25 protein-coding genes and 1 tRNA gene are annotated in these 26,908 nt (G+C 41.5%); 5 read left to right on the forward strand and 21 right to left on the reverse strand.

Translation table 11 applies throughout. From position 1 onward, the window contains the following. Positions 1–87: 87 nt before the first annotated feature. The 6 genes from pstB to HYG89_RS00755 form a co-directional block, all read right to left on the reverse strand. Positions 88–1,014 (reverse strand): phosphate ABC transporter ATP-binding protein PstB, encoded by a 927-nt coding sequence (gene pstB / locus HYG89_RS00730; protein ID WP_167845917.1) that lies wholly within the window; start codon positions 1,012–1,014, stop codon positions 88–90. 15 nt (positions 1,015–1,029) lie between these two features. Then, positions 1,030–2,418 carry a phosphate ABC transporter permease PstA gene (pstA, locus tag HYG89_RS00735; RefSeq protein ID WP_004971672.1) on the reverse strand — a complete coding sequence of 463 codons (1,389 nt, stop codon included), beginning with the start codon at positions 2,416–2,418 and terminating at the stop codon, positions 1,030–1,032. Further along, the gene (gene pstC, locus HYG89_RS00740; RefSeq protein ID WP_004971674.1) at positions 2,418–3,797 is read right to left on the reverse strand and encodes a phosphate ABC transporter permease subunit PstC; all 1,380 of its coding nucleotides are present in this window, start codon (positions 3,795–3,797) and stop codon (positions 2,418–2,420) included. The genes pstA and pstC overlap by 1 nt, the downstream gene beginning before the upstream one ends. A 100-nt stretch (positions 3,798–3,897) precedes the next feature. Continuing rightward, entirely contained in the window at positions 3,898–4,920 is a 1,023-nt protein-coding gene (locus HYG89_RS00745; RefSeq protein ID WP_178865590.1) for a substrate-binding domain-containing protein, read from the reverse strand. 475 nt (positions 4,921–5,395) lie between these two features. Beyond that, on the reverse strand, positions 5,396–6,928 hold the full coding sequence (locus HYG89_RS00750; protein WP_178865593.1) for an aspartate aminotransferase family protein: 1,533 nt from the start codon (positions 6,926–6,928) through the stop codon (positions 5,396–5,398). 4 nt (positions 6,929–6,932) lie between these two features. Next, on the reverse strand, positions 6,933–8,306 hold the full coding sequence (locus HYG89_RS00755; protein WP_004971681.1) for a diaminobutyrate--2-oxoglutarate transaminase: 1,374 nt from the start codon (positions 8,304–8,306) through the stop codon (positions 6,933–6,935). Positions 8,307–8,800: 494 nt separating this feature from the next. Between HYG89_RS00755 and HYG89_RS00760 the strand changes: the two genes are divergently transcribed. Beyond that, complete coding sequence (locus HYG89_RS00760; protein WP_178865596.1) at positions 8,801–9,505, forward strand: SIMPL domain-containing protein; 705 nt, start codon at positions 8,801–8,803, stop codon at positions 9,503–9,505. Positions 9,506–9,606: 101 nt separating this feature from the next. Here the strand turns inward: HYG89_RS00760 and proB are convergent, their stop codons facing one another. The 3 genes from proB to HYG89_RS00775 are packed head-to-tail and all read right to left on the reverse strand — an operon-like array spanning position 9,607 to position 12,218. After that, positions 9,607–10,740, reverse strand: coding sequence for a glutamate 5-kinase (proB, locus tag HYG89_RS00765; RefSeq protein WP_178865599.1), 1,134 nt, complete (start codon positions 10,738–10,740; stop codon positions 9,607–9,609). 27 nt (positions 10,741–10,767) lie between these two features. Continuing rightward, positions 10,768–11,982, reverse strand: coding sequence for an Obg family GTPase CgtA (gene cgtA, locus HYG89_RS00770; RefSeq protein ID WP_004971687.1), 1,215 nt, complete (start codon positions 11,980–11,982; stop codon positions 10,768–10,770). 47 nt (positions 11,983–12,029) lie between these two features. Next, positions 12,030–12,218 (reverse strand): hypothetical protein, encoded by a 189-nt coding sequence (locus HYG89_RS00775; RefSeq protein WP_178865602.1) that lies wholly within the window; start codon positions 12,216–12,218, stop codon positions 12,030–12,032. Between HYG89_RS00775 and HYG89_RS00780 the strand changes: the two genes are divergently transcribed. Then, positions 12,199–13,392 (forward strand): MFS transporter, encoded by a 1,194-nt coding sequence (locus tag HYG89_RS00780; protein ID WP_178865605.1) that lies wholly within the window; start codon positions 12,199–12,201, stop codon positions 13,390–13,392. The two genes, HYG89_RS00775 and HYG89_RS00780, sit on opposite strands and share 20 nt — an antisense overlap. On the opposite strand, the gene HYG89_RS00785 is transcribed toward HYG89_RS00780, so the two are convergent. The 5 genes from HYG89_RS00785 to uvrB all read right to left on the reverse strand — a co-directional run bounded on the left by HYG89_RS00785 (position 13,393) and on the right by uvrB (position 19,585). Beyond that, entirely contained in the window at positions 13,393–13,746 is a 354-nt protein-coding gene (locus tag HYG89_RS00785; RefSeq protein WP_178865608.1) for a helix-turn-helix domain-containing protein, read from the reverse strand. 217 nt (positions 13,747–13,963) lie between these two features. Next, entirely contained in the window at positions 13,964–15,421 is a 1,458-nt protein-coding gene (locus HYG89_RS00790) for a glyceraldehyde-3-phosphate dehydrogenase (protein ID WP_178865610.1), read from the reverse strand. Positions 15,422–15,689: 268 nt separating this feature from the next. Continuing rightward, complete coding sequence (rarD, locus tag HYG89_RS00795; protein ID WP_004971698.1) at positions 15,690–16,610, reverse strand: EamA family transporter RarD; 921 nt, start codon at positions 16,608–16,610, stop codon at positions 15,690–15,692. Positions 16,611–16,787: 177 nt separating this feature from the next. Beyond that, entirely contained in the window at positions 16,788–17,387 is a 600-nt protein-coding gene (locus tag HYG89_RS00800; protein ID WP_004971700.1) for a lipocalin family protein, read from the reverse strand. 170 nt (positions 17,388–17,557) lie between these two features. After that, complete coding sequence (gene uvrB / locus HYG89_RS00805; RefSeq protein WP_178865613.1) at positions 17,558–19,585, reverse strand: excinuclease ABC subunit UvrB; 2,028 nt, start codon at positions 19,583–19,585, stop codon at positions 17,558–17,560. A gap of 252 nt (positions 19,586–19,837) precedes the next feature. Between uvrB and HYG89_RS00810 the strand changes: the two genes are divergently transcribed. After that, positions 19,838–20,626 (forward strand): hypothetical protein, encoded by a 789-nt coding sequence (locus tag HYG89_RS00810; RefSeq protein ID WP_004971705.1) that lies wholly within the window; start codon positions 19,838–19,840, stop codon positions 20,624–20,626. A 57-nt stretch (positions 20,627–20,683) separates the two neighbouring features. On the opposite strand, the gene HYG89_RS00815 is transcribed toward HYG89_RS00810, so the two are convergent. Next, the gene (locus HYG89_RS00815; RefSeq protein ID WP_004971707.1) at positions 20,684–20,863 is read right to left on the reverse strand and encodes a hypothetical protein; all 180 of its coding nucleotides are present in this window, start codon (positions 20,861–20,863) and stop codon (positions 20,684–20,686) included. A 218-nt stretch (positions 20,864–21,081) separates the two neighbouring features. Here HYG89_RS00815 and HYG89_RS00820 point away from each other — a divergent pair, with 218 nt between their 5' ends. After that, positions 21,082–22,317 (forward strand): pyridoxal phosphate-dependent aminotransferase, encoded by a 1,236-nt coding sequence (locus tag HYG89_RS00820; protein ID WP_004971708.1) that lies wholly within the window; start codon positions 21,082–21,084, stop codon positions 22,315–22,317. A 198-nt stretch (positions 22,318–22,515) separates the two neighbouring features. On the opposite strand, the gene HYG89_RS00825 is transcribed toward HYG89_RS00820, so the two are convergent. Continuing rightward, positions 22,516–23,343, reverse strand: a complete 828-nt coding sequence (locus HYG89_RS00825) for a DMT family transporter (protein WP_096901096.1) — start codon at positions 23,341–23,343, stop codon at positions 22,516–22,518. 139 nt (positions 23,344–23,482) lie between these two features. Then, positions 23,483–23,941 carry a hypothetical protein gene (locus HYG89_RS00830; protein WP_154320886.1) on the reverse strand — a complete coding sequence of 153 codons (459 nt, stop codon included), beginning with the start codon at positions 23,939–23,941 and terminating at the stop codon, positions 23,483–23,485. A 250-nt stretch (positions 23,942–24,191) separates the two neighbouring features. Between HYG89_RS00830 and HYG89_RS00835 the strand changes: the two genes are divergently transcribed. Further along, a tRNA-Asn gene (locus HYG89_RS00835) sits at positions 24,192–24,267 on the forward strand. A gap of 281 nt (positions 24,268–24,548) precedes the next feature. On the opposite strand, the gene HYG89_RS00840 is transcribed toward HYG89_RS00835, so the two are convergent. From HYG89_RS00840 to HYG89_RS00855, 4 genes are read right to left on the reverse strand one after another with little or no spacing between them, the layout of a single operon-like run. After that, positions 24,549–25,202 carry a tRNA-(ms[2]io[6]A)-hydroxylase gene (locus HYG89_RS00840; protein ID WP_178865616.1) on the reverse strand — a complete coding sequence of 218 codons (654 nt, stop codon included), beginning with the start codon at positions 25,200–25,202 and terminating at the stop codon, positions 24,549–24,551. A gap of 39 nt (positions 25,203–25,241) precedes the next feature. After that, positions 25,242–25,967, reverse strand: coding sequence for a pyridoxine 5'-phosphate synthase (pdxJ, locus tag HYG89_RS00845; RefSeq protein WP_026438307.1), 726 nt, complete (start codon positions 25,965–25,967; stop codon positions 25,242–25,244). A gap of 11 nt (positions 25,968–25,978) precedes the next feature. After that, on the reverse strand, positions 25,979–26,692 hold the full coding sequence (recO, locus tag HYG89_RS00850) for a DNA repair protein RecO (protein WP_178865723.1): 714 nt from the start codon (positions 26,690–26,692) through the stop codon (positions 25,979–25,981). An 8-nt stretch (positions 26,693–26,700) separates the two neighbouring features. After that, positions 26,701–26,901: an NF038104 family lipoprotein gene (locus HYG89_RS00855; RefSeq protein ID WP_019837686.1), complete on the reverse strand. Its 201-nt coding sequence runs from the start codon at positions 26,899–26,901 to the stop codon at positions 26,701–26,703. Between the last annotated feature and the right edge of the window lie 7 nt (positions 26,902–26,908).

A 26,908-nucleotide genomic window follows, 5' to 3' on the forward strand; every position in this document is an offset into this window, starting at 1 on the left:
TCGCTGCGCGTACAAAACAATCAATACTATAACAAAAAAAACAGAATCCTAAGATTCTGTTTTAATAGCTTTCAGGACTTAAGCAGATTAACCAAAACGCCCTGTAATATACGCTTCTGTTAATTGATGGTCTGGCTGAGTAAATACTTTTTCAGTCGCATTCACTTCAATCAAATCACCCAAATGGAAGTATGCGGTACGGTCAGATACACGCGCTGCCTGTTGCATTGAGTGCGTTACAATCGCAATCGTATATTGGGTAGAAAGTTCAGAAATTAATTCTTCTACTTTTGCCGTTGCGATTGGGTCAAGCGCCGAACATGGTTCATCCATCAAAATTACTTCTGGACTTACCGCAATGGTACGCGCGATACAAAGACGTTGTTGCTGACCACCAGAAAGACCTGTACCTGGTTGATTCAAACGATCTTTCACCTCATCCCACAAACCTGCCTTACGCAAGCTGTTTTCTACAATTTCTTCTAAATCGTACTTATCACGTGCTAAACCATGCAATTTAGGGCCATAAGCCACGTTTTCAAAAATTGATTTAGGGAATGGGTTTGGCTTCTGGAACACCATGCCCACTTGCGCACGTAATAACACCACGTCAAGGTTCGGGTCATAAATGTCTTGGTTATCCAACATTACTTTACCCGTTACACGACAGCTATCAATCGTGTCGTTCATACGGTTTAAAGTACGCAAGAACGTAGATTTACCACAACCTGATGGACCAATGAAGGCAATCACTTCATTTTCATAGATATTTAAATCAATACCTTTAATCGCTTCAGATTCACCATAGTACACATGCACGTCATTGGTGCTTAACTTTACATTTGAAGATTTCGCTTCTTTTTTGCTTGAAGTTTGCGTATCAAATTGTGAAACAAACGAAGTCGATGATTGCTTCTGTTCTACATGGGTAGATGTAAATTGGCTTTGTTGTGGATTCACTTGCTTATCCTGTTCTAAGGAATTCGGTTTTTCTGTGCTTACTACAGTATTCATATTCTCTGCCCTCAATTACCAGCGTACTTCAAACTTCTTACGTAACCAAATTGCAAGGCTGTTTAAGCCAATCATTAGCGCAAGTAGTACGATAATGGCTGCAGCGGTACGTCCCTCGAAGAAGTTACGCAATTCATTACCCTGCCATAAGAAAATTTGCACAGGTAACGCAGTAGATTGATCAAGTGGAGTTGCTGGTACACTGGCAACGAAAGCACTCATACCAATTAATAACAATGGTGCGGTTTCACCTAAAGCTTGTGCGACACCAATAATTGCACCCGTTAAAATACCCGGCAATGCAAGTGGGAGTACGTGGTGGAACACTGTTTGTAAACGAGAAGCACCCAAACCTAAAGCAGCTTGACGGATAGACGGCGGCACTGCTTTTAATGATGCACGCGTGGTAATAATCACTGTTGGTAAAGTCATTAAACTCAGTACCAAACCACCGACCAATGGTGCAGACAATGGTAAATGCATCCAACCAATAAAGATCGCGGCACCTAACAAACCAAATACAATAGAAGGTACAGCGGCCAAGTTATTGATGTTCACTTCAATAATATCAGTAATCGCATTTTTTGGCGCAAATTCTTCTAAGTAAATTGCCGATGCAACACCAATTGGAATCGAAATAAAGATCACAATCAGCATCATGAATAATGAACCCATGAATGCACCCGCCAAACCAGAAGTTGCTGGAGAACTACGTGAGTCTGGGCTAACAAAAATATTGGTATTGAAAGTACTTTCAATAATACCTTGTGATTCGAGCTGATCTGCCAATTGACGTACTTCAGGGCTTAATTGTTGCTGCTCATCTGGTAAGCTGCGGTCAATCTTGCCTTCTAACCATACATCAACGTTCGCATCTGCAAGCACTTTCACTTCTTTGGTTTGACCAATTAAAGAAGGATCAGCCAAGACCATGTCACGAATACGGTATGCTTCAGAACTGGTATATAAGTAACCAAGATCATCACGCTTAGCTTCAAGCGCTTTGTCTTTCGCCACAATACCATTCACAATTAAAGCATCCCAATCGACCATACCCATTTCGGTTTGCCACGCAATCATACGGTCTTCGTATTGTGCTGGTGACTCGCCTGCAATCGCCTTAGGTTTTGGACCTGCATTGACAATCGCTGGATCGAAGTAAATTGGAAGGCTCATGCTGCTTTGCCAGAACGCAGGCAAACCTTTAGATAAGATACTGCCGAATAACAATACGACAAAGAATAAACCTGCAATAACTGCCGAGAAACCCATCAAGCGGAAGGTTTTTTCCTTACGATGACGCTTACCCAATGAACTGGCGATGGTTTTTTTACGTTGTTCACGTAATTCGGCAGCAGCTTGTGGATCTAACTGATCCAAAGACGATGTATTTGAAGTACTCATTAGTCGTATTGCTCACGATATTTACGCACGATGTATAGTGCAACAATGTTCAAACCTAAGGTAATCACGAACAGGGTCAAACCAAGTGCGAAAGCAACCAATGCCTGCGGACTTGCGAAATCTGTATCACCTGTTAATTGGTTCACAATCGTAATCGTAACCGTAGATACCGCTTCTAATGGGTTTGCGTGTAGTAAAGGACTATTACCTGCAGCCAACACCACAATCATGGTTTCGCCAATTGCACGTGACGCAGCAAGTAAGAATGCACCAATCACCCCTGGTAATGCAGCTGGCATCACCACGCGACGAATGGTTTCAGATTTGGTTGCACCCAAGCCTAAAGAACCATCACGCAGCGCACGCGGCACTTGCGTAATAATGTCATCAGACAATGAAGATACAAAAGGAATAATCATGATGCCCATCACTAAACCAGCGGTTAATGCACTCGTGGCATTAATATCTAGTCCAATGATTGCACCCGCAGTTTTAAGGAACGGGCCGATGATCATCATGGCAAATACACCGTACACAATGGTCGGAATACCTGCTAAAACTTCAATGGTCGGCTTTGCCCATGCACGGAATTTAGGCGATGCATATTCTGCAAGGTAAATGGCGATCATTAAACCAATAGGTACTGCAACTAATAAAGCAATACCACTCACCATCAATGTACCCCACAGTAATGGAAGTAAACCATAACTGCCATCTGCACTACCCGAGGTGCTAAAACCAGGGTTCCAGACTGTACCAAAGAAGAAATCCAGTGGGCTAACGAAACTAAAGAATCGCATCGCTTCACTGAACATGGACATCACAATACCAACCGTAGTTAGAATCGCAACACCAGAACATAATGCCAAAGAAATGTTGATGATTTTTTCAACTTGGTTACGTGCGCGGAATTGTTGTGAAACACGTTTCTTTGCCCACAGCAAACCAAATAAGGCCGCACAGATCACCACCGCAAGTTTGGCATAAGAACCAATGGTTTCAATTTTCGCTAATTGCTCTGCCGCTGCAACTTCGTATGCAGCAGGTGTATCACTTACACCAAAACCAGATGCAATGGCTTGTACGCGATCAACCAAAACACTTGTACTTGCAGGGTCTAGGCTTGCAGCAATGTGCGCTGGCACATTATTAATTACCACTTGCTCTAGAATACTTGGTTCAACCAAGTTCCAAACAATCAAAATTAAAAAAGCAGGAATACCACACCATAATGCTACCAACGCGCCATAATATCCTGGGCGAGAATGTAACATTGCAGAGTTATTTCCCTTACCTGCTAGGTTACGGCTCTTGCTTAACCCGATTTGATAGGCTACGGCGATAATCGCCAATAACACACCTATGAGTAGCAGATTCATGTATTCTCCACTGTTTTTTCAATTTGTGTTTTTGAAAAAACATTTCTTAGCAAAAAGCCGATGGCAGGTTGTTCCCTGCCATCAGCTGCTTTAACTCAAATTACTTAACCGCTTTACCAGCTTTGAAGTTAGCAAGAACTTGTGCACGCTCTTTGTCAGACATAGAGATCAAACCTGCTTTGTCTAATTTAGAACCTTTACCAGATACTTTCTTGCTCAAGAAGTATTCAGTAAATTGCGGTAAACCTTTGATTGATTTAAGGTGCTCACCTTTCACGTAGAAGAACAATGGACGTGATACAGGGTAAGAACCATTTAAAATTGTGTTTTCAGATGGCGCTACGTTGTTTACAGTTGCAACACGTAAACGGTCACGGTTTTGGTCATAGAAACCTAAGCCGAATACACCTACTGCGCTTGGAGAAGTTTTCAAACGTGCCAGTGTTTCTGTGTAGTCACCCGCGATTTCGATTACACGACCATCCTTACGGAAAGTAGTACACGCTTTCTTTTGCGCATCTTTGTCTAATGCTTTGATTGCAGCATAAGCTTCACAGCCTGCATCAACCATTTTCTCTTGGAACACTTCACGTGTACCGTGGTTAGACGCTGGAATTACAAGTGTAATAGGCTCGTTTGGAAGTGTTTTGTCAATTTGGTTCCAACGTGTATATGGGTTAGCAACCATTTTACCTTTAGATGGTAATTGAGCTGCAATTGCTGCATATACATGGTAAGGCTTTAATTTGTAAGCCGCTTTGTTTGCGTTAGAAGCAAATACGATACCGTCGTAACCAATTTTAATTTCTAAAACTTGGTTTACGCCTGCTTTTTTACAAGCAGCTAATTCTGAATCTTTAATTTTACGAGATGAGTTCGCGATGTCGATTGTGTTATCACCCACACCTGTACAGAACTGCTTCAAACCACCTGAAGAACCGCCTGAACCAACAACTGGAGTTTTGAATTGTAGGAAAGTATTACCAAATTCTTCTGCTACAATACTTGCGTATGGTAGAACGGTTGAAGAACCCGCGATTTGGATGGTGTCACGAGCTGCGTTAGCAGTTGTTACAGCTGCTGCAGATACGGCTAAAGCAATGGCGATGTTAGTAAAGCGCATTCTGTTCTCTCTCATAGTATGCAAGTTCGGAGTACGTCACTTGTTATTAAGTTTTGTACTTATTTCGATAACTGCATTGTGGTTTTATAATATGACAACCATGTTACAGCTTTGTTACGCTTTGGTTATATTTGCTTTTCGTATCTGAAATAATTTTTAAATGATTTAAAATCAATAACTAATAAAACACTAGAGTGCTTATTTTTTTTCAGTATTTAAATTTCAAATTGTAATAATTCATGCCAATGTCATCATTATTTATGGTTTTTTCTACCAAAATTGATGGTTTATTCGCCAATTGCGTAATTTTTATGACATCCGCAGTGCATTATTTGAGCCCAAAACACCCAATCCATCACAAAATTCAAGCAAGAACGGTACAACACTTCACTGCAATATTTTTAATCAGACACAAAAAAAGCCACCGTAGTGACTTCTTTTGTTGTATTTCATAACAATCTGAATAATGAAAGCATTAGTCGATTGGTGGCGTATAAGTACCCGCGACAATCGCATCTTTAATGCGATCTGCTTCTGCCAATACTAGGCCTAACAAGTTTTTTACGTTTTCAAGTGTTGCCACTGGACTTAAAGTCGTCATCTTCAATGATTGAACATTACCGACTTTAGTTACACCAATATTGGCTTCACCACGTGCAAATAACTCATCTGCCACGTTTTGGTTCAAGCTATCCAAGAACTCTGCTGGATAACCTTCAGGCACAACACGGAACAATACTGAAGCAAATTGTGGTTCAACCAACAATTCTAAACCTGCAGTCGCCTTAATATAATCAGCAACGTCACGGGTTAGCTTCACACCATGATCAATCATAGAACCGTAAAGTTCTTCACCCAAGGCTTCAATTGTCATCCAAAGTTTCAATGCATCAAAACGACGTGTTGTTTGTAATGACTTAGACACCAAGTTTGGTACACCATGCTCTTCATCATAAGCAGAGTTCAAATATTCTGCTTCATAGTGCATGAAACGATAGTTCGCTTCATCTTTCAGTAAGAACGCACCGCACGAAATAGTTTGGAAATAATGCTTATGGAAATCCAGTGTCACAGAATCAGACAACTCAATACCATCAAGCATGTCACGATGACTGTTAGAAAGAATTAATGCACCACCCCAAGCTGCGTCAATGTGCATCCACGCGCCATATTGATTGGTGATGTCACGAATCTTTTTAAGTGGATCAATCGCGCCCGCATCGGTTGTACCCGCAGTTGCAACCACACATGCAACGATCTTACCTTCAGCTTTTAAATGCGCCATGGTTTGCTCAAGTGCAACCACGTCCATTTGTGCATTTTCATTAACAGGTACAGTCACAACCGACTGGAAGCCCATGCCCATCATCGCCATGTTCTTTTGCACAGAGAAGTGTGCGTTTTCAGAACAAATCACTTTCACATTACGCATTGCATCGCTTGGAATACCATCGCGCTGAACAGACCACGGATTACCGTTTTCGTCTTTCCAGTTCTTTGCAATACACGCATCACGCGCCAATAACACACCCATCAAGTTAGACTGTGTACCACCTGAAGTGAACACGCCCGCTTGACCTGCGCCATAGCCAACTTTTTGACGTAACCAGTCAATCAGTTGTACTTCCATCAATGAACCTGCAGGGCTTTGATCCCAAGAGTCCATAGATTGGTTGGTTGCGTTAATGAGAACTTCTGCAATTTGACTTGCCACCATAGTTGGGCAATGCAAATGTGCCAAAGAATGTGGATGATGAACTTTTAAACTTTTGTTTAAGAAAAGCTCAACCATGCGTTCCAATGACTTTTGTACACCCAAGCCTTGTTTTGCAGGCTGGAAAGAAATCGCTTCACGCAATTCTTTAATGCTGCCGCCTGTGTACATTTTGTCATTTTGCAACCATGCCGCGACTGCTTGAGTCGCTTGATCCATTGCTGCACTGTAGTCAGCAATGGATTGAGCATCATTGCAGAGTAACGCTTTACGATGTTCTGCAAAATCTACCATAAACTTATGCGCCTCGAACTGCGACTAACGCTTCAGCAACTGCTTTCTTGAAGCGAGCGATGACTTCTACACACTCTTCTTGAGTAATGATGAGTGGGCAAAGTAAACGGATCACCGTACCACCACGACCACCTTTCTCAAGCAACAATTTGTTGTCAAAACATGCAGCTTGAACAGCAGCAGCCAATTGAGAATCTGCTGGATAAGCACCTAAACGGTCTTTTTCTTGGCGCTCATCTACAATTTCGATACCAATCATTAAACCGCGACCACGCACGTTACCAATACATGGGAATTCAACAGCTAATTTTTTCAATTCAGCTTGTAAGAACTCACCACGCTCTTGCGCATTTTGTGCAAGGTTTTGTTCTTTAATGGTTTTAAGCACCACAAGACCAGTACCCATTGCCAATTGGTTACCACGGAAAGTACCCGTGTGACCTGCAGGCTGCCATGCGTCAAACTTACGTTTAATTGCAAGTACAGCCAATGGCAAACCACCACCAACAGCTTTAGACATTACAATCACGTCTGGCTCAATACCTGCATGTTCAAATGCAAACATTTTGCCTGAACGTGCAAAGCCCGCTTGAACTTCGTCTAAAATTAAAACGATGTTGTGCTTTTCAGTCACTTCGCGGATTTTTTTCAACCATTTAATTGGTGCAGTCACTACACCGCCTTCACCTTGAATTGCTTCAAGAATCACAGCTGCAGGCTTAGTTACACCGCTTTCTACATCTTCAATGAAGTTTTCAAAATAATACGTTAAAGCATCTACACCCGCTTCACCGCCAATACCAAGTGGACAGCGGTATTCATGCGGATATGGCATAAATTGAACACCAGGCATTAAACCATTGACTGCGTTTTTTGCAGACAAGTTACCTGTCATCGCCAATGAACCATGAGTCATACCATGATAGCCACCTGAGAAGCTGATGACTGAGCTACGACCTGTATAGGTTTTTGCAAGTTTGATTGCCGCTTCTGTGCCATCTGCACCTGTAGGACCACAGAACTGCAAGCAGTATTCTTCTTGACCACCAGGCATGTGTGAAAGTAACGCTTCAGTAAAAGCATCTTTCAAAGGTGTCGTTAAATCTAGGGTATGTAATGGCAAACCACTCGCTAAAGTGTCTTGGATGCTTTGAACCACCGCAGGATGGTTATGGCCCAATGCCAAGGTTCCTGCCCCAGCCAAACAATCTAGGTACTCAGTACCTTCAACATCGGTAACCCAACAACCCAGTGCTTTCGCTATCGCTAACGGTAATTTACGAGGATAACTACGCACATTCGATTCCATCTGACTTTGGCGAGTCAAGTAGTATTCGTTTGTGGAATGGTTGGCAGGGTTTACAGAAGTAACGCTCATATCGAATTACCATCTCTGATATGGGTTGAAAGAAATAAGTCTGGTGACTTGCGGTCCTTTGACTCGGTGCTTTTTTGATCTAGCGAGATAGAGTTTTGTTCTTCAAGACTAGGAAGCGGGATAATACCTAATTTTTCTAGAAAATAAACAGGTTTAACCCAAATATTGCCTAATTTCATCGAAAAAACATATCTTGCAGATGATTCGATTGAATTATCATCTTACATTGTGACAAAGGAAAGAAAATTTAACTCTTTCCACTTCCTTTTATACTTTTTTTTACACAATCTCTCAAGTCATGCAGCATTTATTTTCAAAATAGTATAGATCATTATTTTTATTGAATTTTATAAAGCAGTATTTACCGCAATTTTTAACGCATATTTTACAAAGCCACCACAAATTCAACTAAAAATCCTCACAAAGCAAAGCTAAAATTTAAAGCAGTTAAAACACATTTTAAAATCTAGATAATTTGAACAAAAGGTCAGAATATGCGCTTACTTTCTCTCGCTGCTACCCTGTTGGCTGTTGGTGCTGCAAGCACCGCTTTTGCCCAACAAAATGAATCTTTAAATTACAATATCATCAATGTTCAAGCTGAAGCTACACGCGAAGTTTCAAATGATCAAATGCACGCTGTGTTATATATTGAAAAAAGTCACAAACAGCCTGCTGAACTTGCATCACAAATTAACCAGTTAATGAGCCAAGCCATTGCAACTGCACGCAAGTATCCACAAGTGAAAGTTGAAACAGGTTCGCAAACCACCTATCCAATTTACGACAATGACAGTCGTAAGTTAAAAGAATGGCGCGGTCGTGCAGAGGTACGGGTACAAAGTACCGATTTTAAAGCAGCAAGCCAATTGGTGAGCGAGCTACAACAAAACTTTCAGACCCAATCTATTAATTTTAGCGTGTCTGATGCACAACGTAAAAAAGTTGAAAATGAGTTGATGGTCGAAGCATCTAAAAACTTTCAACAACGTGCGCAAATGTTAAGTCAGGCTTGGAATAAATCGGGCTATAACTTGGTAAACTTGAATCTAAACACCAATTCTTATTTCCCGCAGCCTGTTATGCGCGCAAGCATGGCAAAATTTGCAGTCGCAGAAACGGCTGTAGCTGATCAAGAGATGGCAGCAGGTGAATCTAAAATTACAGTCAATGCAAATGGAACGATTCAGTTTAAATAAACCTGAAGCATGACATGAATTGCTTAAGTAATAAAAAACCGCTTGGATATTCCAAGCGGTTTTTTTTGATAACTTCAATTGAATGATAACTTACAGCATCATCAATAAATCGCCATATGATTGCGGTGAATCATCTCCAACGAACGTGCCTCGCCTAACACCTGATGCACTTTGTCAGAAGCCAAGCCTTTGACCAAATCTGCAGAACGTGAACTAAAATTAACACGTCCCACAGCGACACGATGACCCTGTGTATCTACACACTCCACCACATCGCCACGTTCAAAATGCCCTTCTACGGCTTTAACACCCACAGGCAATAAACTGCGGTGGTTTTCTTTAATGGCTTTGACTGCGCCATCATCAATCACCAAACGTCCTGCTGTTTGTAAGTGTGCCGCCAACCACTGTTGATGCGCCGTAATACGGTCATTGTCGGTAATGAACAGCGTACCCAACATTTCGCCCGCCATTAAACGCGCAAGCACGTTGTCACTTTCACCACTGGCAATTAAAGTTGGACAACCCGATTTAGCCGCTAAACGCGCTGCACGGACTTTGGTCAGCATGCCGCCGCGCCCGAACTTGCCGCCACCACCTGCCATATCAAACAGACTTTCATCTAAAGCACGTACAGTATGGAACAGTTTTGCATTTGGATTAGAACGTGGATCGGAGTCAAACATACCTTGTTGATCGGTCAAAATAATCAACAAATCTGCATGTACCTGCCCTGCTACCATCGCAGCCAAAGTGTCATTATCACCAAAGCGAATTTCATCAGTAGAGACTGTGTCATTTTCATTGATGACAGGAATCACGCGCCATTCAATCAGGTTTTGCAATGCATCACAGGAATTTAAATAACGACGACGATCTGCCAAATCATCATGGGTTAATAGGACTTGTGCAGTTTGAATCTGGTGTTTTTCCAGCACACTTGACCAAGTCTGAATCAGACCCATTTGACCAATGGCAGCGCATGCCTGAAGACTGGGTAGATCGGTGGGTCGATGCTCAAGTTTCATTCGCACCATACCTTCAGCCACAGCTCCCGATGACACCAAAATAATTTCGTGTCCAGCATTGTGTAGATCTGCAATTTGTCCCGCCCAATGCGAGATTGCATCCAAATCTAAACCTTGCCCATTGGCTGTGAGTAAAGATGATCCGATTTTAACAACGATTCGTTTACAACCCTTGAGCTGACGTTGCCCATCTACCACTTCTATCATCTTGTCCTCAGTCACTTTTTGTAGCGCTTAGCGTACGTAGTACACTTCTACTTCGCCATCTTCACCATCATCGTCTTCGTCGTCATCGCCCAACATACCTGCAAGACGTTGCTGACGGCGCATCTCACGATACGCTTCTTTCGCGGCAATGGTTTGTTCACGTGTTTCAGCTTCCAGCTGATCACGGAATGCTTTCATTTCTGCTGCGTACTCAGGATCTTCAACTTCGCGTTCACGTTGTTGCTCAATTTGATCCATCAAGTAATACACCACTTGCTGTGTACCTTCAGACATTAAGCCTGAAGTTTTGAACACAGGACCATCCCACTGCAATTCTTCAAGAATGTGTTTACACCATTCTTCACGTGAATCTTCAGGAAGTTGATCAAGTTTATTCAACACCAACACGATTGGTAACTTTGCCAAAGTTGGAGAGAATTTTTCCAACTCTTGCAGAATTGCTTTGGCATTGTACGCAGGATCAGAACCATCAATAGGTTGAACATCCACAATGTGCAGTAAAATACGAGTACGCGCCAAGTGTTTCAGGAAGCGAATCCCCAAACCTGCGCCTTCTGCTGCACCTTCAATTAGTCCTGGAATATCTGCCATGACAAAAGAACGATGACGATCTGCATCCACCACGCCTAAATTTGGCACCATGGTGGTAAATGGATAGTCAGCAACTTTTGGTTTTGCCGCAGACACGGCACGAATAAAGGTCGATTTACCCGCGTTTGGCATGCCTAGCAAGCCTACATCGGCAAGGACTTTCAACTCCAAACGGATTTCACGGAATTCACCTTTGGTACCATGCGTGAATTTACGCGGTGTTCGGTTGGTAGATGATTTAAAGTGAGTATTCCCTAAACCACCATCACCGCCTTGAGCGACCAATACTTTCTGACCGCTTTCGACTAAATCTGCAATAATATCGCCAGAGTCTGTATCTACAATGGTTGTGCCCACTGGAACGGTCAAAACGACAGATTCACCACCACGACCTGCACAGTTTGCGCCCGAACCGTTTTTACCACGTTCAGCGCGAAATTTACGGGTATAACGATAATCTACAAGGGTGCTTGCGTTGTCGTCGGCTTGAATAAAAATACTGCCGCCACGACCACCATCACCGCCATCTGGCCCACCAAATGGTACAAATTTCTCTCGGCGAAAACTGGCTACGCCATTGCCACCGTCGCCAGCCTCTACGGTAATGACTGCTTCATCAACAAAGCGCATCTTGCCAATCCTCTAAAAACTTTAAAAGCCGTATATTCTGCCATATTTTAGAGAATTTCTCGAATTATATTTATGCAATCGTATACAGAGCTGCTTTTTATCGCTGATTGTTCAAAACACTCATTCCTTTTAGCAATGATATGATCGTTTTTTCTTATTTCTCCTTCCTCATCTAAGTTCTTATAGTGCTTTAACCCTTGTTTGCTTTCTGCCGCCATGTCTAATGCTGTTGCCACCACAACCACGCCTGCTTTATCGCCTAAATTTATTTTACTCATAGCAACCGCCTGTGGCTTGTGTGCGGGATCGGCATATTTTAATCAGCCTTTAATTTATTCAATTGAAAAAAGTTTAGGAATTAGCACCAGTCAGGCAGGCTTTGCTGTGGTTTTAGCACAAATAGGCTATGGACTAGGTTTAATGTTACTCGTGCCTTTAGGTGACTTGCTAAATAAGCGTAAATTGATTGTCAGTCTGATGGTTTTTGCTGCGTTTTCGCAAATTTTGCTGTCTTTTAGCAGCAATTTAGCCATGCTGTATTTCTTTACCGTATGTGCCACATTTGGTGCGATTTCCGCACAGGTTTTAATTCCTTTTGCATCAAGCATTAGTCCACCCGAATCGAGTGCTGCCATTGTAGGCAAACTGATGAGTGGTTTGGTGATGGGTATTATTTTATCGCGCACCTTTGCTGGTTTTGTTTCGACCTTTTGGTCTTGGGAAGGTGTTTATTTAAGTAGCGGCATAATCACCCTACTGTTTGCAGGGCTGATGTGGAAAAAGCTACCTTCTACAACTGCCAATAAAAATTTGACCGTGGTAGCTATTTATCGTTCTCTAATACAATTGGCCACCACCCAGCCACATTTAATTCGCAGAGCCTGCGCAGGTGCTTTAGGCTTTGCCATTTTATCTTTAGTTTTCACTTCCATGACTTTTGTCTTGGCCAATCCACCTTATCATTTTAGTGATTTTCAAATCGGGCTTTTTGGCTTATTGGGTGTAATAGGCATTTTTTCTTCAAGCTGGTCAGGTAAAACGGTGGGCAAAGGCCGCGAAAATTTCGTCGCAATGCTCTGTATCAGTTTGATGTTGTTTTCTTGCATTCCACTCTTTTTTGCACAGCAGAATATTATGGCTTATGCAGTGGGCGTATTGATGAGTTATTTTGGCCTCACTGCATTTCACGTACTGAATCAGAACTTGGTGTATCGAATTGATGCTACCGCACGCTCACGTATTAATGCCGTATATATGACCATTTATTTTTCTGGTGCAGCACTTGGTTCTCTGACGGCGGTCTACGCATGGCAGCACTGGGGTTGGATGGGCTGTGTCGCGAGTATTTTAATATTTGCCGTAGGTATTTTATTGATTGATCGTTATGATTTTAGACAGCAAGAAAGATAATTATTCTGACAGAGTCTGATTGATATTTTTTTCTAAATAATCAATCAACTGATTAACTTTTTCTGCAATTTGTGAGCCTTCAAAAGTGAGTTGATATTCCACTTTAGGCGGCACCGTTGGGTAAACTGTACGTAAAATTAGCCCATCTTGCTCAAGAGTTTTCAGGGTTTGCGCCAGCATTTTTTCACTCACCCCTTCAATGCGCTGTCTTAGCTCACTAAAGCGGTGCAAACCTTCGCTTAAACAATGCAACACCAACATTGACCATTTATTGGCTAAATGTTCTAAACGAATCCGTGATGGACAATCTTTAGCAAGGACTTGCCCGAGTAAGTGACTGGTTGCATATTGCATAACGGTATCCTTCTGTTATTTCTATTGTTCAGGCTTTGAAAGCTTGAAAGCAAAATCAAATCTACTTACTTTTTAGCATAGACTTTATTTTGGTAAGTTTAGGATAGCGTATTAGGTGGAAATTTCAACACTCATCCTTATATTTAAGAATGAAATAAATGCAAAAAAAAGAGCTTCATTTGAAGCTCTTTTTGATTTTAAATTCTGTATCTACAAATTATGCATTTGTTTCAGCAGGAATTTTAGGATAGCTTACGCCGCCCATTTGTTCAGCAATACGCAATACTTGGCAGCTATAACCCACTTCGTTGTCATACCAAACGTAAGCAGTTAAACGGTTGCCTGAAGTAATGGTTGCTTGCGCATCAAATACACCTGCAGTACGCGAACCAATGAAGTCACTTGAAACCACTTCAGTCGAGTTGGTATAACCAATTTGACCTTGAAGATTAGAGTGAATTGAAATTTGACGAATGTATTCGTTCACTTCTTCACGATCTACTTCTTTCTCAAGCGTTAAGTTCAAGATTGCAAGTGATACGTTTGGCGTTGGAACACGTACAGAGTTACCTGTTAATTTACCTTGTAATGCAGGCAATGCTTTCGCAACAGCTTTCGCTGCACCTGTTTCGGTAATAACCATGTTCAATGTTGCTGCGCGACCACGACGATCAGCCTTGTGATAGTTATCAATCAAGTTTTGGTCGTTAGTGAATGAGTGAACAGTTTCAACGTGACCATTCACAACAGTGTACTTGTCATGCAACACTTTTAAAGTTGGTGTAATTGCGTTTGTTGTACAGCTTGCTGCAGAAATAATGGTATCTTCATCAAGAATGTCTGCTTGGTTAACACCGTACACCACGTTTTTCATGTCACCTTTACCAGGTGCAGTTAAAATTACGCGTGCAGCACCTGGGCATTGAAGGTGTTGTGCAAGACCTTCTGCATCACGCCATTTACCTGTGTTGTCAATCACCAATGCATTGTTGATGCCATAAGCCGTATAGTCTACTTCAGATGGGTTAGACGCATAGATCACTTTAATGAAGTTACCATTTGCGATAATTGCTTCATTTTCTTCATCTACAGAAATCGTGCCTGCAAATGGACCGTGAATAGAGTCACGACGCAATAAAGACGCACGTTTTTCTAAATCACCATCAGACGATTTACGTACCACAATTGCTTTAAGGTTTAAGCCACGGCCAAGACCAGATTGACCAATGATTAAACGCGCAAGGATACGACCAATACGACCAAAACCGTAAAGTACAACATCTTTGCTTTCTACAGTTGTTGGATTGCCCGCTAAAGATTTCACAGCGTCTGCAACAAATGCATTTACATCGCCGCCTTTTTCTTTATATTCAACAGCAAGTTTACCTAAGTCGATTTCTGCTGAACCGATGTTGTCTACTTTTGCCAAAGCTTCAAGCAATGGGAAAGTGTGAACAACTGAAAGTTCTACGTCCATCATACGAGTACGACGGTGTGCTTTCAAAATTTGAATCACAGAACGGTTAACTAAAGAACGACCAAAAACTGAAACCATGATATTTTTTTCACGGTACAACTGACCGAGTAAAGCAATCATACGTTCCGCGATTTCTTCACGGTTTTTCCAGCGACCTTGGTGCTCTGCGTGTAGGGCGATGATAGTCTCTTTGCTCACAGATACGTCCTCTAATTAATTGTATATCTAGGCATGAATTTCAAAACCCGATAATTGTAATGGAATTGTCGTCAAGATTGAATCAAAAGCTGGTACTGACCCGAATATTTTCCTATATATTCACTATAAATTCATAAAATAGTTGTAATTATTTTTGTGATTTTAGTTTTTTCAACAAAAGTTCAATTTTTTAGACGAAAAGGAGGATGATGCCAAACCTCATTATCCTCTTGGAAATTTGAATATCTCACCATAACGACGGCTTTTATTATTCAGATGACTGTTGAATTTTCCGCTGTAAATCTTGCTGATTCATTTTTTGCTTTCTTAAATGCAAGCACCCTTCAACCACCAATAATGCAACTGCCAACCAAATTGGGATATAAGTCAGCCATTCCCCTGCTTCAACTCGTTCACCTAACAACATAGACACAAAAGCCAACAGCACAGGTTCTAAATAACTCAGTAAACCAAAAATCACAAAAGGCAAATGGCGGCTGGCCAAAATATAACTGCCAAGTCCCAATGCACTTAAAAAGCCCAATCCAAGTACCGACCAAATTAAATATGGAAAAGCTGCGATGACATTTACACTGTCACTATAATAAAAGCCTAAATATACCGCGACAGGAATAACTAGCAGTAAATCCCACCAAAACCCGCCCAAGTGATCGGTTTGAAAGACCCGACGTAAAAAGAAATATAAAGGATAGGCAAATGCCACATATAAGGTTTCCCACGCCACCGTGCCAATGCGCCAGATTTCATGACTGACACCTAGCACGGCTAAGGCAACTGCTGCCATCTGCCAAGTCGATAACTTTTCTTTATATAGCACACAGCCAAGCAAAACCATGATCAAAGGCAATAAGAAATAACCCAAAGAAACCTGCAAACCACGCCCGTTAATCGGCCCCCACAAAAATAACCACAATTGCGTAGTGCATAAAAAAGAACTAAAAATCAGCCAAAGTATGAATTGTGGTTGTTGTTTGAGCCGCTGAAAAATCGCGGAAATATGTTTTAAATCTCCCGACCACCACATAAACAAAGTTAGGAATGGCAAAGTTGCCAACATACGCCACGCAAAAGTTTCTTCGCTGTCTAAAGGTTTGAGTAATTGGGTATAAAAATACAGCACCCCAAAAGTGACCGATGCTAAAACCGATAGTGCAATGCCTTTATACATCCGACTCTCCCCTATATCAGTCGGCATTATACTCATATATACGTTGTTTTAGAGATTGATCGAATGTTCAAAATTTAAAATGACAGGATATAAAAAACCACGCAGCTTTTGCGTGGTCAATTGGTCTGCATACGTTTGTCTGCTTATATCTATAAGTAGCTCTGGAGCTGCTGCAACTTAGTCTGACTTTTTAGTTTGCGTATGTCTGGTATAAATCACATCACTTAAGTCATAACCGAGTGATTTGGCATAGTTCAGATATTCAGTCACGACAGCCTGATCAGGATGCGGCGTACGTGAAAGTACCCATAAATATTTACGGCGTGGTTCACCCACCAAGGCAGTTTGATAGTCATCATCTAGCTTTAACACCCAATAATCACCACGCCCTACAGGCAACCAACGAATGACTTCAGGTAAAAAGCTAACTTTGAGTTTGCTGTTAAAAGGCGCATTTTGTACAAAAGCTTCGCCCAAAGCACGCATTTGTTTGCCATCTTTTGCAATACAACGGTTATCCACCTGCACATTGCCATTTTCATTCAATGTATATGCTGCTGTTACATTTGAACCGCATTTGTTTTGGAAATATAAAGGCTTTCTTGCAACCTCATACCAAACGCCTAAATATTTATCTAATTCGACTTTTTCTACCGTTTTCATCGGTTCATTGGTTTTGGAATATGCCATAGTCGCAGCACCCAAACCAATCAGCACCACACCACCAAGGGCAATTTTGGCAAGTCGCGCACCTGCAAACGGAAGTTTTTTAGCCATTGTCCCAACCTCTAAACTCTAATGTTCAGTCAATTTTGTTTATCTTCTTCAAAAATAACCGCAAGCATTTCAATTTACTGTATGGATATGTAATTTTTGCAACTCAAATTTTACATAGCAAGTTTAGTATGCAAACTCGCACTTACACTGACAGTGCAATTCGCCCCAATTTAGCCAGATTGCAACATTTGCGCTTTTAAACGCAAAATTTCATCACGTAAACGAGCCGCTTGTTCAAATTGCAGTTCTTTAGATGCTTTCAACATCTCTTTTTCAAGTTTGGCAATATGTTTGGCATACAGTTTAGGATCAGCCAAAATGTGCTGTTCATCGTCACTTAAAGCACGGCTTTGTGCATTGATTTTTTCATCAATTTGCTCATCGTTCAGCACTTCACCTGTGTCGATTTCTTTAACCACCTGACGCACTGCACTACGTGGAGTAATGCCGTGCAATTCATTAAATTCAATTTGTTTGGCACGACGACGCTCTGTTTCATCTATCGCCTTTTGCATTGAATCGGTAATGCGATCTGCATATAAAATTGCTTTACCTTTCAAGTTACGTGCTGCACGTCCAATGGTTTGAATCAACGAACGTTCTGAACGTAAAAAGCCTTCTTTGTCGGCATCTAAAATTGCCACTAAAGACACTTCAGGCATGTCTAAACCTTCTCGTAACAGGTTAATGCCAACCAAGACATCATGCACGCCTGTACGTAATTCGTGAATAATTTTGACGCGTTCTACGGTATCAATATCAGAGTGTAAATAAGCCACTTGAATGCCGTATTCTTTTAAATACGAGGTCAAATCTTCAGCCATGCGTTTGGTTAAAGTGGTGACCAACACCCGCTCATTCAATTCTTTACGCAAATTGATTTCAGACAGCACATCATCCACCTGCGTTAACACAGGACGAATTTCAATTTCTGGGTCAATCAATCCTGTTGGACGCACCACTTGCTCTACAATTTGTTGCGATTTTTCCAACTCATATTGTGCAGGTGTAGCGCTCACATAAATTGTGGATGGGACGATGCGCTCCCATTCTTCAAATTTCATTGGACGGTTGTCTAACGCACTAGGTAAACGGAAACCATAATTCACCAAGTTTTCTTTACGTGATCGGTCACCTTTATACATCGCGCCAATTTGCGGAACGGTCACGTGCGATTCATCAATAATCAGCAAGGCATCATCAGGTACATAATCAAACAAAGTGGGCGGTGCTTCGCCTGCAGGTCGTCCAGACAAATGTCGTGAATAGTTTTCGATGCCGTTGGTATAGCCCAATTGCTGCATCATTTCTAAATCATAGCGGGTACGTTGTTCTATGCGCTGCGCTTCTAGCAATTTGTCATGTTCGCGAAAAAACACCAAACGCTCTTTTAGTTCTTCTTTAATGGTACCAATCGCACGTTCCAAATTATCCTTAGGCGTAACATAGTGACTTTTAGGATAAATAGTCACGCGCGGCACTTTACGCACCAATTTGCCTGTTAATGGATCAAACCAACGAATCGAATCGACTTCATCATCAAATAATTCTATGCGAATAGCATGCTGATCAGATTCAGCAGGGAAAATATCTAAAATTTCACCACGAATACGGTAAGTACCGCGCAAAAACTCTAGCTCATTACGGCTATATTGCATTTCCACCAAACGACGGATCAAATCATCACGATTCACCCGATCACCTTGCACCACATGCAGCAACATGCTCATATAAGCATTGGGGTCACCCAAACCGTAAATTGCAGATACCGATGCGACAATAATGGCATCACGACGCTCTAGCAAAGCACGTGTGGCCGAGAGTCGCATTTGGTCAATATGATCATTAATAGCCGCATCTTTTTCAATAAAAGTATCGGAAGATGGTACATAGGCTTCAGGCTGATAATAGTCATAATAACTGACAAAATATTCGACTGCGTTGTTCGGAAAGAACGCTTTAAACTCACCATACAACTGCGCTGCCAGCGTTTTGTTATGTGCCATGACAATGGTCGGACGCTGTGTTCTGGCAATCACATTGGCCATGGTATAAGTCTTACCTGAGCCTGTAACCCCAAGTAATAGCTGATCATGATAGCCCTGTTCTATCCCTTGAACCAATTTTTCAATGGCTTGTGGTTGGTCACCCGCAGGTTGATAGTTGGTGACTAAATCGAAAGGTTGCTTATCACTCACAAATGCAGCTCTCAGGTTTGATGCGACCTAATATTTTAGCAGATTTGCCTACACTCAGGACATCCGAATATGTTGTGGCGATGTTGCGTAGCTACAAAGCCATTGCTCGGTTTTAATTCTGTAGTGGACGCTGTTAGAACGAAGATGTGCTACGACTAAATTGAGCACGGGGAAACTGCTTTAATACTTGACCCACTGGCTATTCAAAGGCAACATGAAATTTCAGGACGACAACCATAAAAGCACACATTCATGACTTACCAATATCACGACGAATCAATTATCAAAAGCCTCCCTGAAGATACTGTTTTCGTATTTGGCAGTAACATGGCAGGACAACATGCAGGTGGTGCAGCACGAACAGCCAAAGAATTTTTTGGTGCCGTTGAAGGCGTCGGGCGCGGTTGGGCAGGACAAAGTTTTGCCATTCCAACCATGAATGAACATTTACAACAAATGCCCCTTTCGCAAATTCAGCACTATGTGGATGACTTTAAAATCTATGCCAAAAACCATCCTAAAATGAAGTATTTTTTAACTTCAATTGGTTGTGGTATTGCAGGTTATACGGTTGAAGAAATTGCCCCTATGTTTAAAGGCATTGCCCATAATGTGATTTTTCCTGCGTCGTTTCGTCCTTTTGTCGAAAAAGCATTGCCTAAACTAACGCAAAAATTACTACACACCATTTACCGTGATTCTGTGATTTTTACCCCTGCCACCGATGAATTAATTGAAGTCTTGGCATTGAGCGATAATGAAAAAGCCTTGGCTAAAATCATATTGAATACACAAATGTACCCAACTGACAGCAATGGGCGTGATCGGGTCTTTGAAATTCAGGATATTTTGCACAACTTAAATGGTAAGGTATTCGAGTTCCAAAATAATTCAGAAGGCCCAATGCTATTTGGTGCAGCGATTTTGGCTTTATTGGAATTGTATAATATCAACGAGCAAGATTTTAGCGATGTATGGCATGGCGTACGTGAAATCTCGCCGCCAAAACCTGCCAACAAAGCGCGTAAGCATGTTCGTTAATTTCAATACTTTTAAATCCCCATCAATAAAAAATGCCACGTAATTGTGGCATTTTTTTTAGCGCTTACCCATCGAACGACGAGTACCACGTGGCGGTGGCCAAGTCTTATCCGCATATTGCTCAGGTTTAGGACGCACCGAATTATGTACCGCCTGATCATTATCCTGCGCTGTGTTTGGCATTGGGAATGGGAGATTCACCAATGGTTTTTTTGAAGTAGGCTGCTGCTTACTCATGACCATCACTCTTATAAAATTTGGACTATTTTAAAGTTTTTTGCCGCCCGATGCGAGAAACTTCCACCTCACAGCAGTTTTAATCACGATTTCATAGGAAATTGGTCTAATTTGGTGATTTTTTATTAATTTGATGCAATTTTAAACGACGCAGACATCGAATTTAGGCTAAGATAATATGCTTTTTATTTTTTTATCCCTATAAGAAGGAATATGCCGTGGACGTACGTCTCTCTGATCGTGTCAATGCCATCAAACCGTCCCCAACACTTGCAGTAACCAATAAAGCCGCTGAACTTAAAGCTGCGGGTCATAACGTTATTGGTTTGGGTGCAGGTGAACCGGATTTCGATACACCACAACACATCAAAGATGCAGCTATTGCAGCAATTAATAACGGTTTTACAAAATATACTGCTGTTGACGGTACGCCTGGTCTTAAAAAAGCCATTATCGCAAAATTAAAACGTGACAATAATCTTGACTACCAAGCGAACCAAATTTTGGTGTCTTGTGGTGGTAAGCAATCATTCTTTAACTTGGCGTTGGCTTTGTTAAACAAGGGTGATGAAGTGATTATCCCTGCACCGTTCTGGGTAAGCTATCCAGATATGGTGATTATTGCTGAAGGCGTGCCAGTCATTGTGGAATGTGGTGAAGAACAACGTTTCAAAATCACGCCTGAACAATTAGAAGCTGCGATCACTGACAAAACACGTTTAGTGGTGTTAAACAGCCCATCTAACCCTACAGGTATGATCTACACCAAAGCTGAATTAGAAGCTTTGGCTGCTGTACTACGTAAATACCCTGAAGTATTCATTGCATCTGACGATATGTATGAACCAATCCGTTGGGATGATGAGTTCTATAACATCGCAACAGTTGCACCAGACCTTTATGACCGCACAATCGTATTAAACGGTGTGTCTAAAGCTTATGCAATGACTGGCTGGCGTATTGGCTATGCAGCGGGCCCTGCTAAACTAATTGGTGCGATGAAGAAAATTCAATCTCAATCGACTTCTAACCCAACTTCTATTTCGCAAGTTGCTGCAGAAGCTGCATTGAACGGCCCACAAGACGTACTTGAGCCAATGGTTGAAGCATTCAAACGCCGTCACGACTTAGTTGTAAATGGTTTGAATGACATCAAAGGTATTTCTTGCTTACCTGCAGATGGCGCATTCTATGCGTATGCAAACATCAAACCATTGATTCGTGCGAAAGGCTTAAAATCTTGCACAGAATTCTCTGCTTGGTTATTGGAAGAAACTGGTGTTGCCGTTGTTCCTGGTGATGCGTTCGGTTTAGGCGGTTTCATGCGTATTTCTTATGCAACTGCAGACGAAGTGCTTGTAGATGCGCTTGCACGTATCAAAAAAGCAGCAGAATCAATTGAAGGTGTAGATGAAGCGATTGCTTCAATCGAAGCTGAAAAAGCTGCCAAATAATCTAAACCTGTTTAGATGAACAAAACCCACGATTGAACCGTGGGTTTTTGTTTTAATTACGTTTTTTCACTCATCATTTTTCCTCATTTCTGAGGAGAGAGATCACAAATAACGCTTTTAAAAAGCCTCAAGATCATTTCTTGATTGATATAAAAATTCCAATACAAAAAAATCAAAACAACAGCAATCTAAACGGTTTTATACACGAGGTTTGGTTAAAATCACCATCAAAATACCACACAACACGATCAAGGTTGCCACGACCATCAACAGGGTGAGTTGTTCACCTAAAAAAATCACACCGCCTAAAATCGCCAAACACGGTACAGAAAGTTGCACAGTACTTGCGGTAATGTGATCAATTTTTTTCACAATGCTGTACCACAACACATACGCGCCAGCCGAAGCCAATGCACCCGACAACACTGCCAAAACCACACCCTGCCAAGTGATAAAACTTTCAGGTAAATGCCAAAGAAAAAATACAGCAACAAGTGGTGTCGCCAGAATGAAATTAGACAGAGTATTAGTTAAAGCATGCTGCATCGTCTTTGCAGCAATACTGTAAAAACCCCATGCAATACCTGCCAGTAACATCATCAATGCATATTTGAACGTTGGCGTACTGGCTTCAGGCAATAGCAACAAACCCATCCCCAATATAGCACAACCTAACCCGACCCAGCGCGGCAAAGTCATGCGCTCACCATGCAAAATCGCATAACTGATCATGGTGATTTGCACTGCGCCAAATAGAATCAATGCGCCTATGCCTGCGTCTATATGCAAATATGCTAACGAAAAACCGAGCAGATATACAGCAAGGCTGAGTGCAGATTTCCATTGGAATTGAATTGGTTGTTGAACCTGCAAAACAGCATAGAACAGTCCTAAGCACACTGCTCCACTGCCAACCCTGAGCAAACTAAAACTAATAGGGTCAATTTGCTGTTCAGCCAATGCCAAACGACACAGCAAGGAATTTGCAGCAAATGCGAGCATGGCAATGCATATTTTAATCCACACGGCTGAATATCCTTTTCAAGCTGTTCGCAAATCTTTATCGCAGTTTAGAACACTATTTTAGTGCAAGTCATTTCGCTCAATTCAATACAAATCTATTTGGCTGAAATGATAAATCATCTTAGATTAAATACTATTTAGATTAGATACTGTTTTTCAATGCTGCGATCAACTCTGATTTAGACACTACAGGTTGAGTTGTCGCTTTATATTCACATAAATAGCGAAAAGCAGAGTCTAATTCTACACGCAATTGTTTTTGTTCAGACACAGACCACACGCGTGAACGGTTGCTCCCCGAAAGCGCGCTGCCCGCCAGTTGGTACAAATACAAATCATGATCACGCTGCAATGGTTTTTTTGTGCCGTTGTCTGGATGGTCTGAAAGCAATTGGCAGGTCGATTGAATGAGCCATTTTTCACTAAACCACAACTGCAATAAATCGCCCAAATACAAATCTTGAGGTGCCAAAGGCCAGACATGAATAAACGCGCCTTCTACAGCAGTGTAGTATTGTTCAGGCGTAGACAAGATAGAAAGATAATGTTCTTGATAATAAGAAAATTGAGAAAAAATGTCAGAAATGCTGAGCGTATTCATTCGCTTACTCCGATTTAGCCATTTTAGTGCTGGCAAGTTGGGTTAAATCCACACTGTTTAAGATGCTACTTAAACGCTTTGTTCTGTCACTCAGACTAACAACCGATTTTGTGTAACGCAAGTCTTGTGGGTGATTTTTTAATAAAATTTTGTTTTTTGTTCAAATAAAAAGCATATAAAGTCAAAATGAAAGAAACATGACAATTTATGCTTGACCCTTGCTTAAATCTGCTTATAATCGCATTCAGATTCTCCCATAGCTCAGTCGGTAGAGCGACGGACTGTTAATCCGCAGGTCCCTGGTTCGAGCCCAGGTGGGAGAGCCAAATTCTAAAAAGCCCAAGCATAACGACTTGGGTTTTTTATTGCCTAAAATTTATGGATAATGTGGTCTGTAAATAACCAAGCAGCGATTCATGCCTTAATCGTTCAAAAAGATGAATGTAACTGTTTTGGGCAATTCAGCTTAATGTAATTCCTAATCTTAGCCTTGATCATTTCTAAGTGACTTAGGCAACAATCCACAATCAAAATACCTAAGCAATAACTTGATTGATAAAAAAACGGAACCGAAGTTCCGTTTTCTATCTTAGATCATCTACAAGTTTTAAGCGGCTTGCACAGGCACGCCACTATGAAAACGGAACAAATCATCTGGACTTAAAATCAGATTCTTTTCCACTTCACGTATATGCTGAATTCGTCCCTGAATATCTTCTTCAGGGTTTTTCAGTTTTTCCGTTTTTGCAACATCCAAAGCCAGTGCTAAATAGTCTTCATAATGACGTGATTCTGATTTAAGCAAATAACGGTAATACTTACCTAATTCTTCATCCACCAGTGGTGCTAGCGCATAAAACCGCTCGCATGAACGTGCTTCTACAAAGGCACCAATCACCAAAACATCAATCAATGCTTCGGGTTCATAGGTGCGGATTTCTTTACGTAAACCGCCTGCATAACGCCCTGCACTTAAACCCTGCCACATTTGCCCACGCTTTGCCATGAACTCTAGCACCTGCTCATAATGCAGCATTTCTTCGCGTACCAACTGTGCCAGTTTGACCTGCAAATCGGTAAAAAAGCTGTAACGAAACATCAGATTCATGGCTGTGCCTGCTGCTTTTTTCTCACAGTTAGCATGATCTTGCATCAAAATATCTAAATTATTTAATGCTTCGTTCAACCATTCTTTGGGTGTTTCGCAGCCTAAAAATGCTATCACAGGCTGCATCAATTCATCATAATTTATGCTGGACATAACGTTTCAAATTTTATCTTTCAATTTTAAATATGCAGATTAACGCGCTGCATCAATCGCAGCTTTCATGCGTTTAACAGCCTGTTCCAAGCCGACAAATACAGCATCACCAATTAAAGCATGACCAATATTTAACTCATGGATGTGTTGAATAGCGGCAATTGCACCTACATTGTCCAAGTTCAAGCCATGCCCTGCATTAATCACTAAGCCACGGCTAGCTGCATATTCTACGCCCTGAACAATACGGGTCAATTCGGCTTGCTGTGCAGCTTCATTTTCTGCATTGGCATACGCGCCTGTATGAATTTCAATGGTCGGTGCACCACATGCAACGGCCGCATCAATTTGTGCAAGATCTGCATCAATAAACAGTGACACATCACAGCCAATTGCTGTTAATTCCTGAGTAGCGGCCTTAACTGCTGCAAAATTGCCTACTACATCCAAACCACCTTCAGTGGTTACTTCTTCACGGCGCTCAGGTACCAAACATACATGCTGTGGACGAATTTCTTTGGCAAACTCGATCATTTCTTCAGTAACTGCCATTTCCAAATTCATACGAGTTTTTAGCAACGGACGCATACGACGCACATCATCATCCTGAATATGACGACGGTCTTCACGCAAATGCAAAGTAATCCCCTCTGCACCCGCCTGTTCACAAACTAATGCGGCCTTCACAGGGTCTGGATAGTTCGTGCCACGCGCTTGTCTTAAAGTTGCCACATGGTCAATATTGACACCGAGTAAAGCCATAATAGGTTCCTACATTACGCTTGGGTTTGAGAATTCTGAATCCACAATTGGCGACTTTTTAAAGGTCGATCACCCAACAGTGAACTAATCATTTGTCGATACAGCCGAGACAGTAATTGTAACTGCTCTGGGTTAAAATCCCTACCTTTTTCATAGTCGCACATACTGAGGATCTGTGTACCGACTAAGTTAGCCCGTGATGCTTGTGCGGTAGGGATAAAACCATCATTCAGTTGAAAATGATAATGTAGATTGGGCTGAATTGGCTCTTGGTTCGCATCGACTGAAAAATCAATCGCATAGCCTAATTCTTCCAATAATGCATGTTCAAACTGACGTAAAATTTGTCTTAAGAATAGATTGGGATTTTCTTGACTAGATAAGTGTTGTAAATGCGCCAAAGTCTGGTGATATTGCACAAAAGTTTCTGGCATTTCCACTTCGGCAGAACATAAGCGCAGCACGATTTCATTTAAATAAAAGCCTGAAAAAAATGCATCACCAAAGAAGAAAACCGGTTGATTGACAATTTCCAGCTTGGTGAAATTTTTAAGGTCTGATTTTCCCGAAGCTTGTATGCGAATCGGTTGATATTGTGGCGGTGGCATTTGTCTTAAAATACCATCAACCCGCCCATGTTCGCGGGTAAATAAGTGCACAATATGGCTACGTTCGCGGTATTTTCGATGATGGATTAAATAACCATGCAAGATTTCATTACGCATGATAGCGTCAATTAATCCTGTTCTTTAGAGGATTCTTGTTTGGATTTTTCTTCGTCATCACCATCTGGAATGACAGCACCAACTACAGCAGCAGTGCCTTTCACCACACCCTTTGTAGTTTTGTAGGCAACTTTTACGGGAACTGTCACAACTTTGTGAATACAACCTTGCAAGACAAACATACATGCCACAATGGCCAACACTTTCATCATCACAGTT

This window comes from Acinetobacter sp. SwsAc5 (assembly GCF_013391485.1).
Classification (GTDB): Bacteria; Pseudomonadota; Gammaproteobacteria; order Pseudomonadales; family Moraxellaceae; genus Acinetobacter; species Acinetobacter towneri.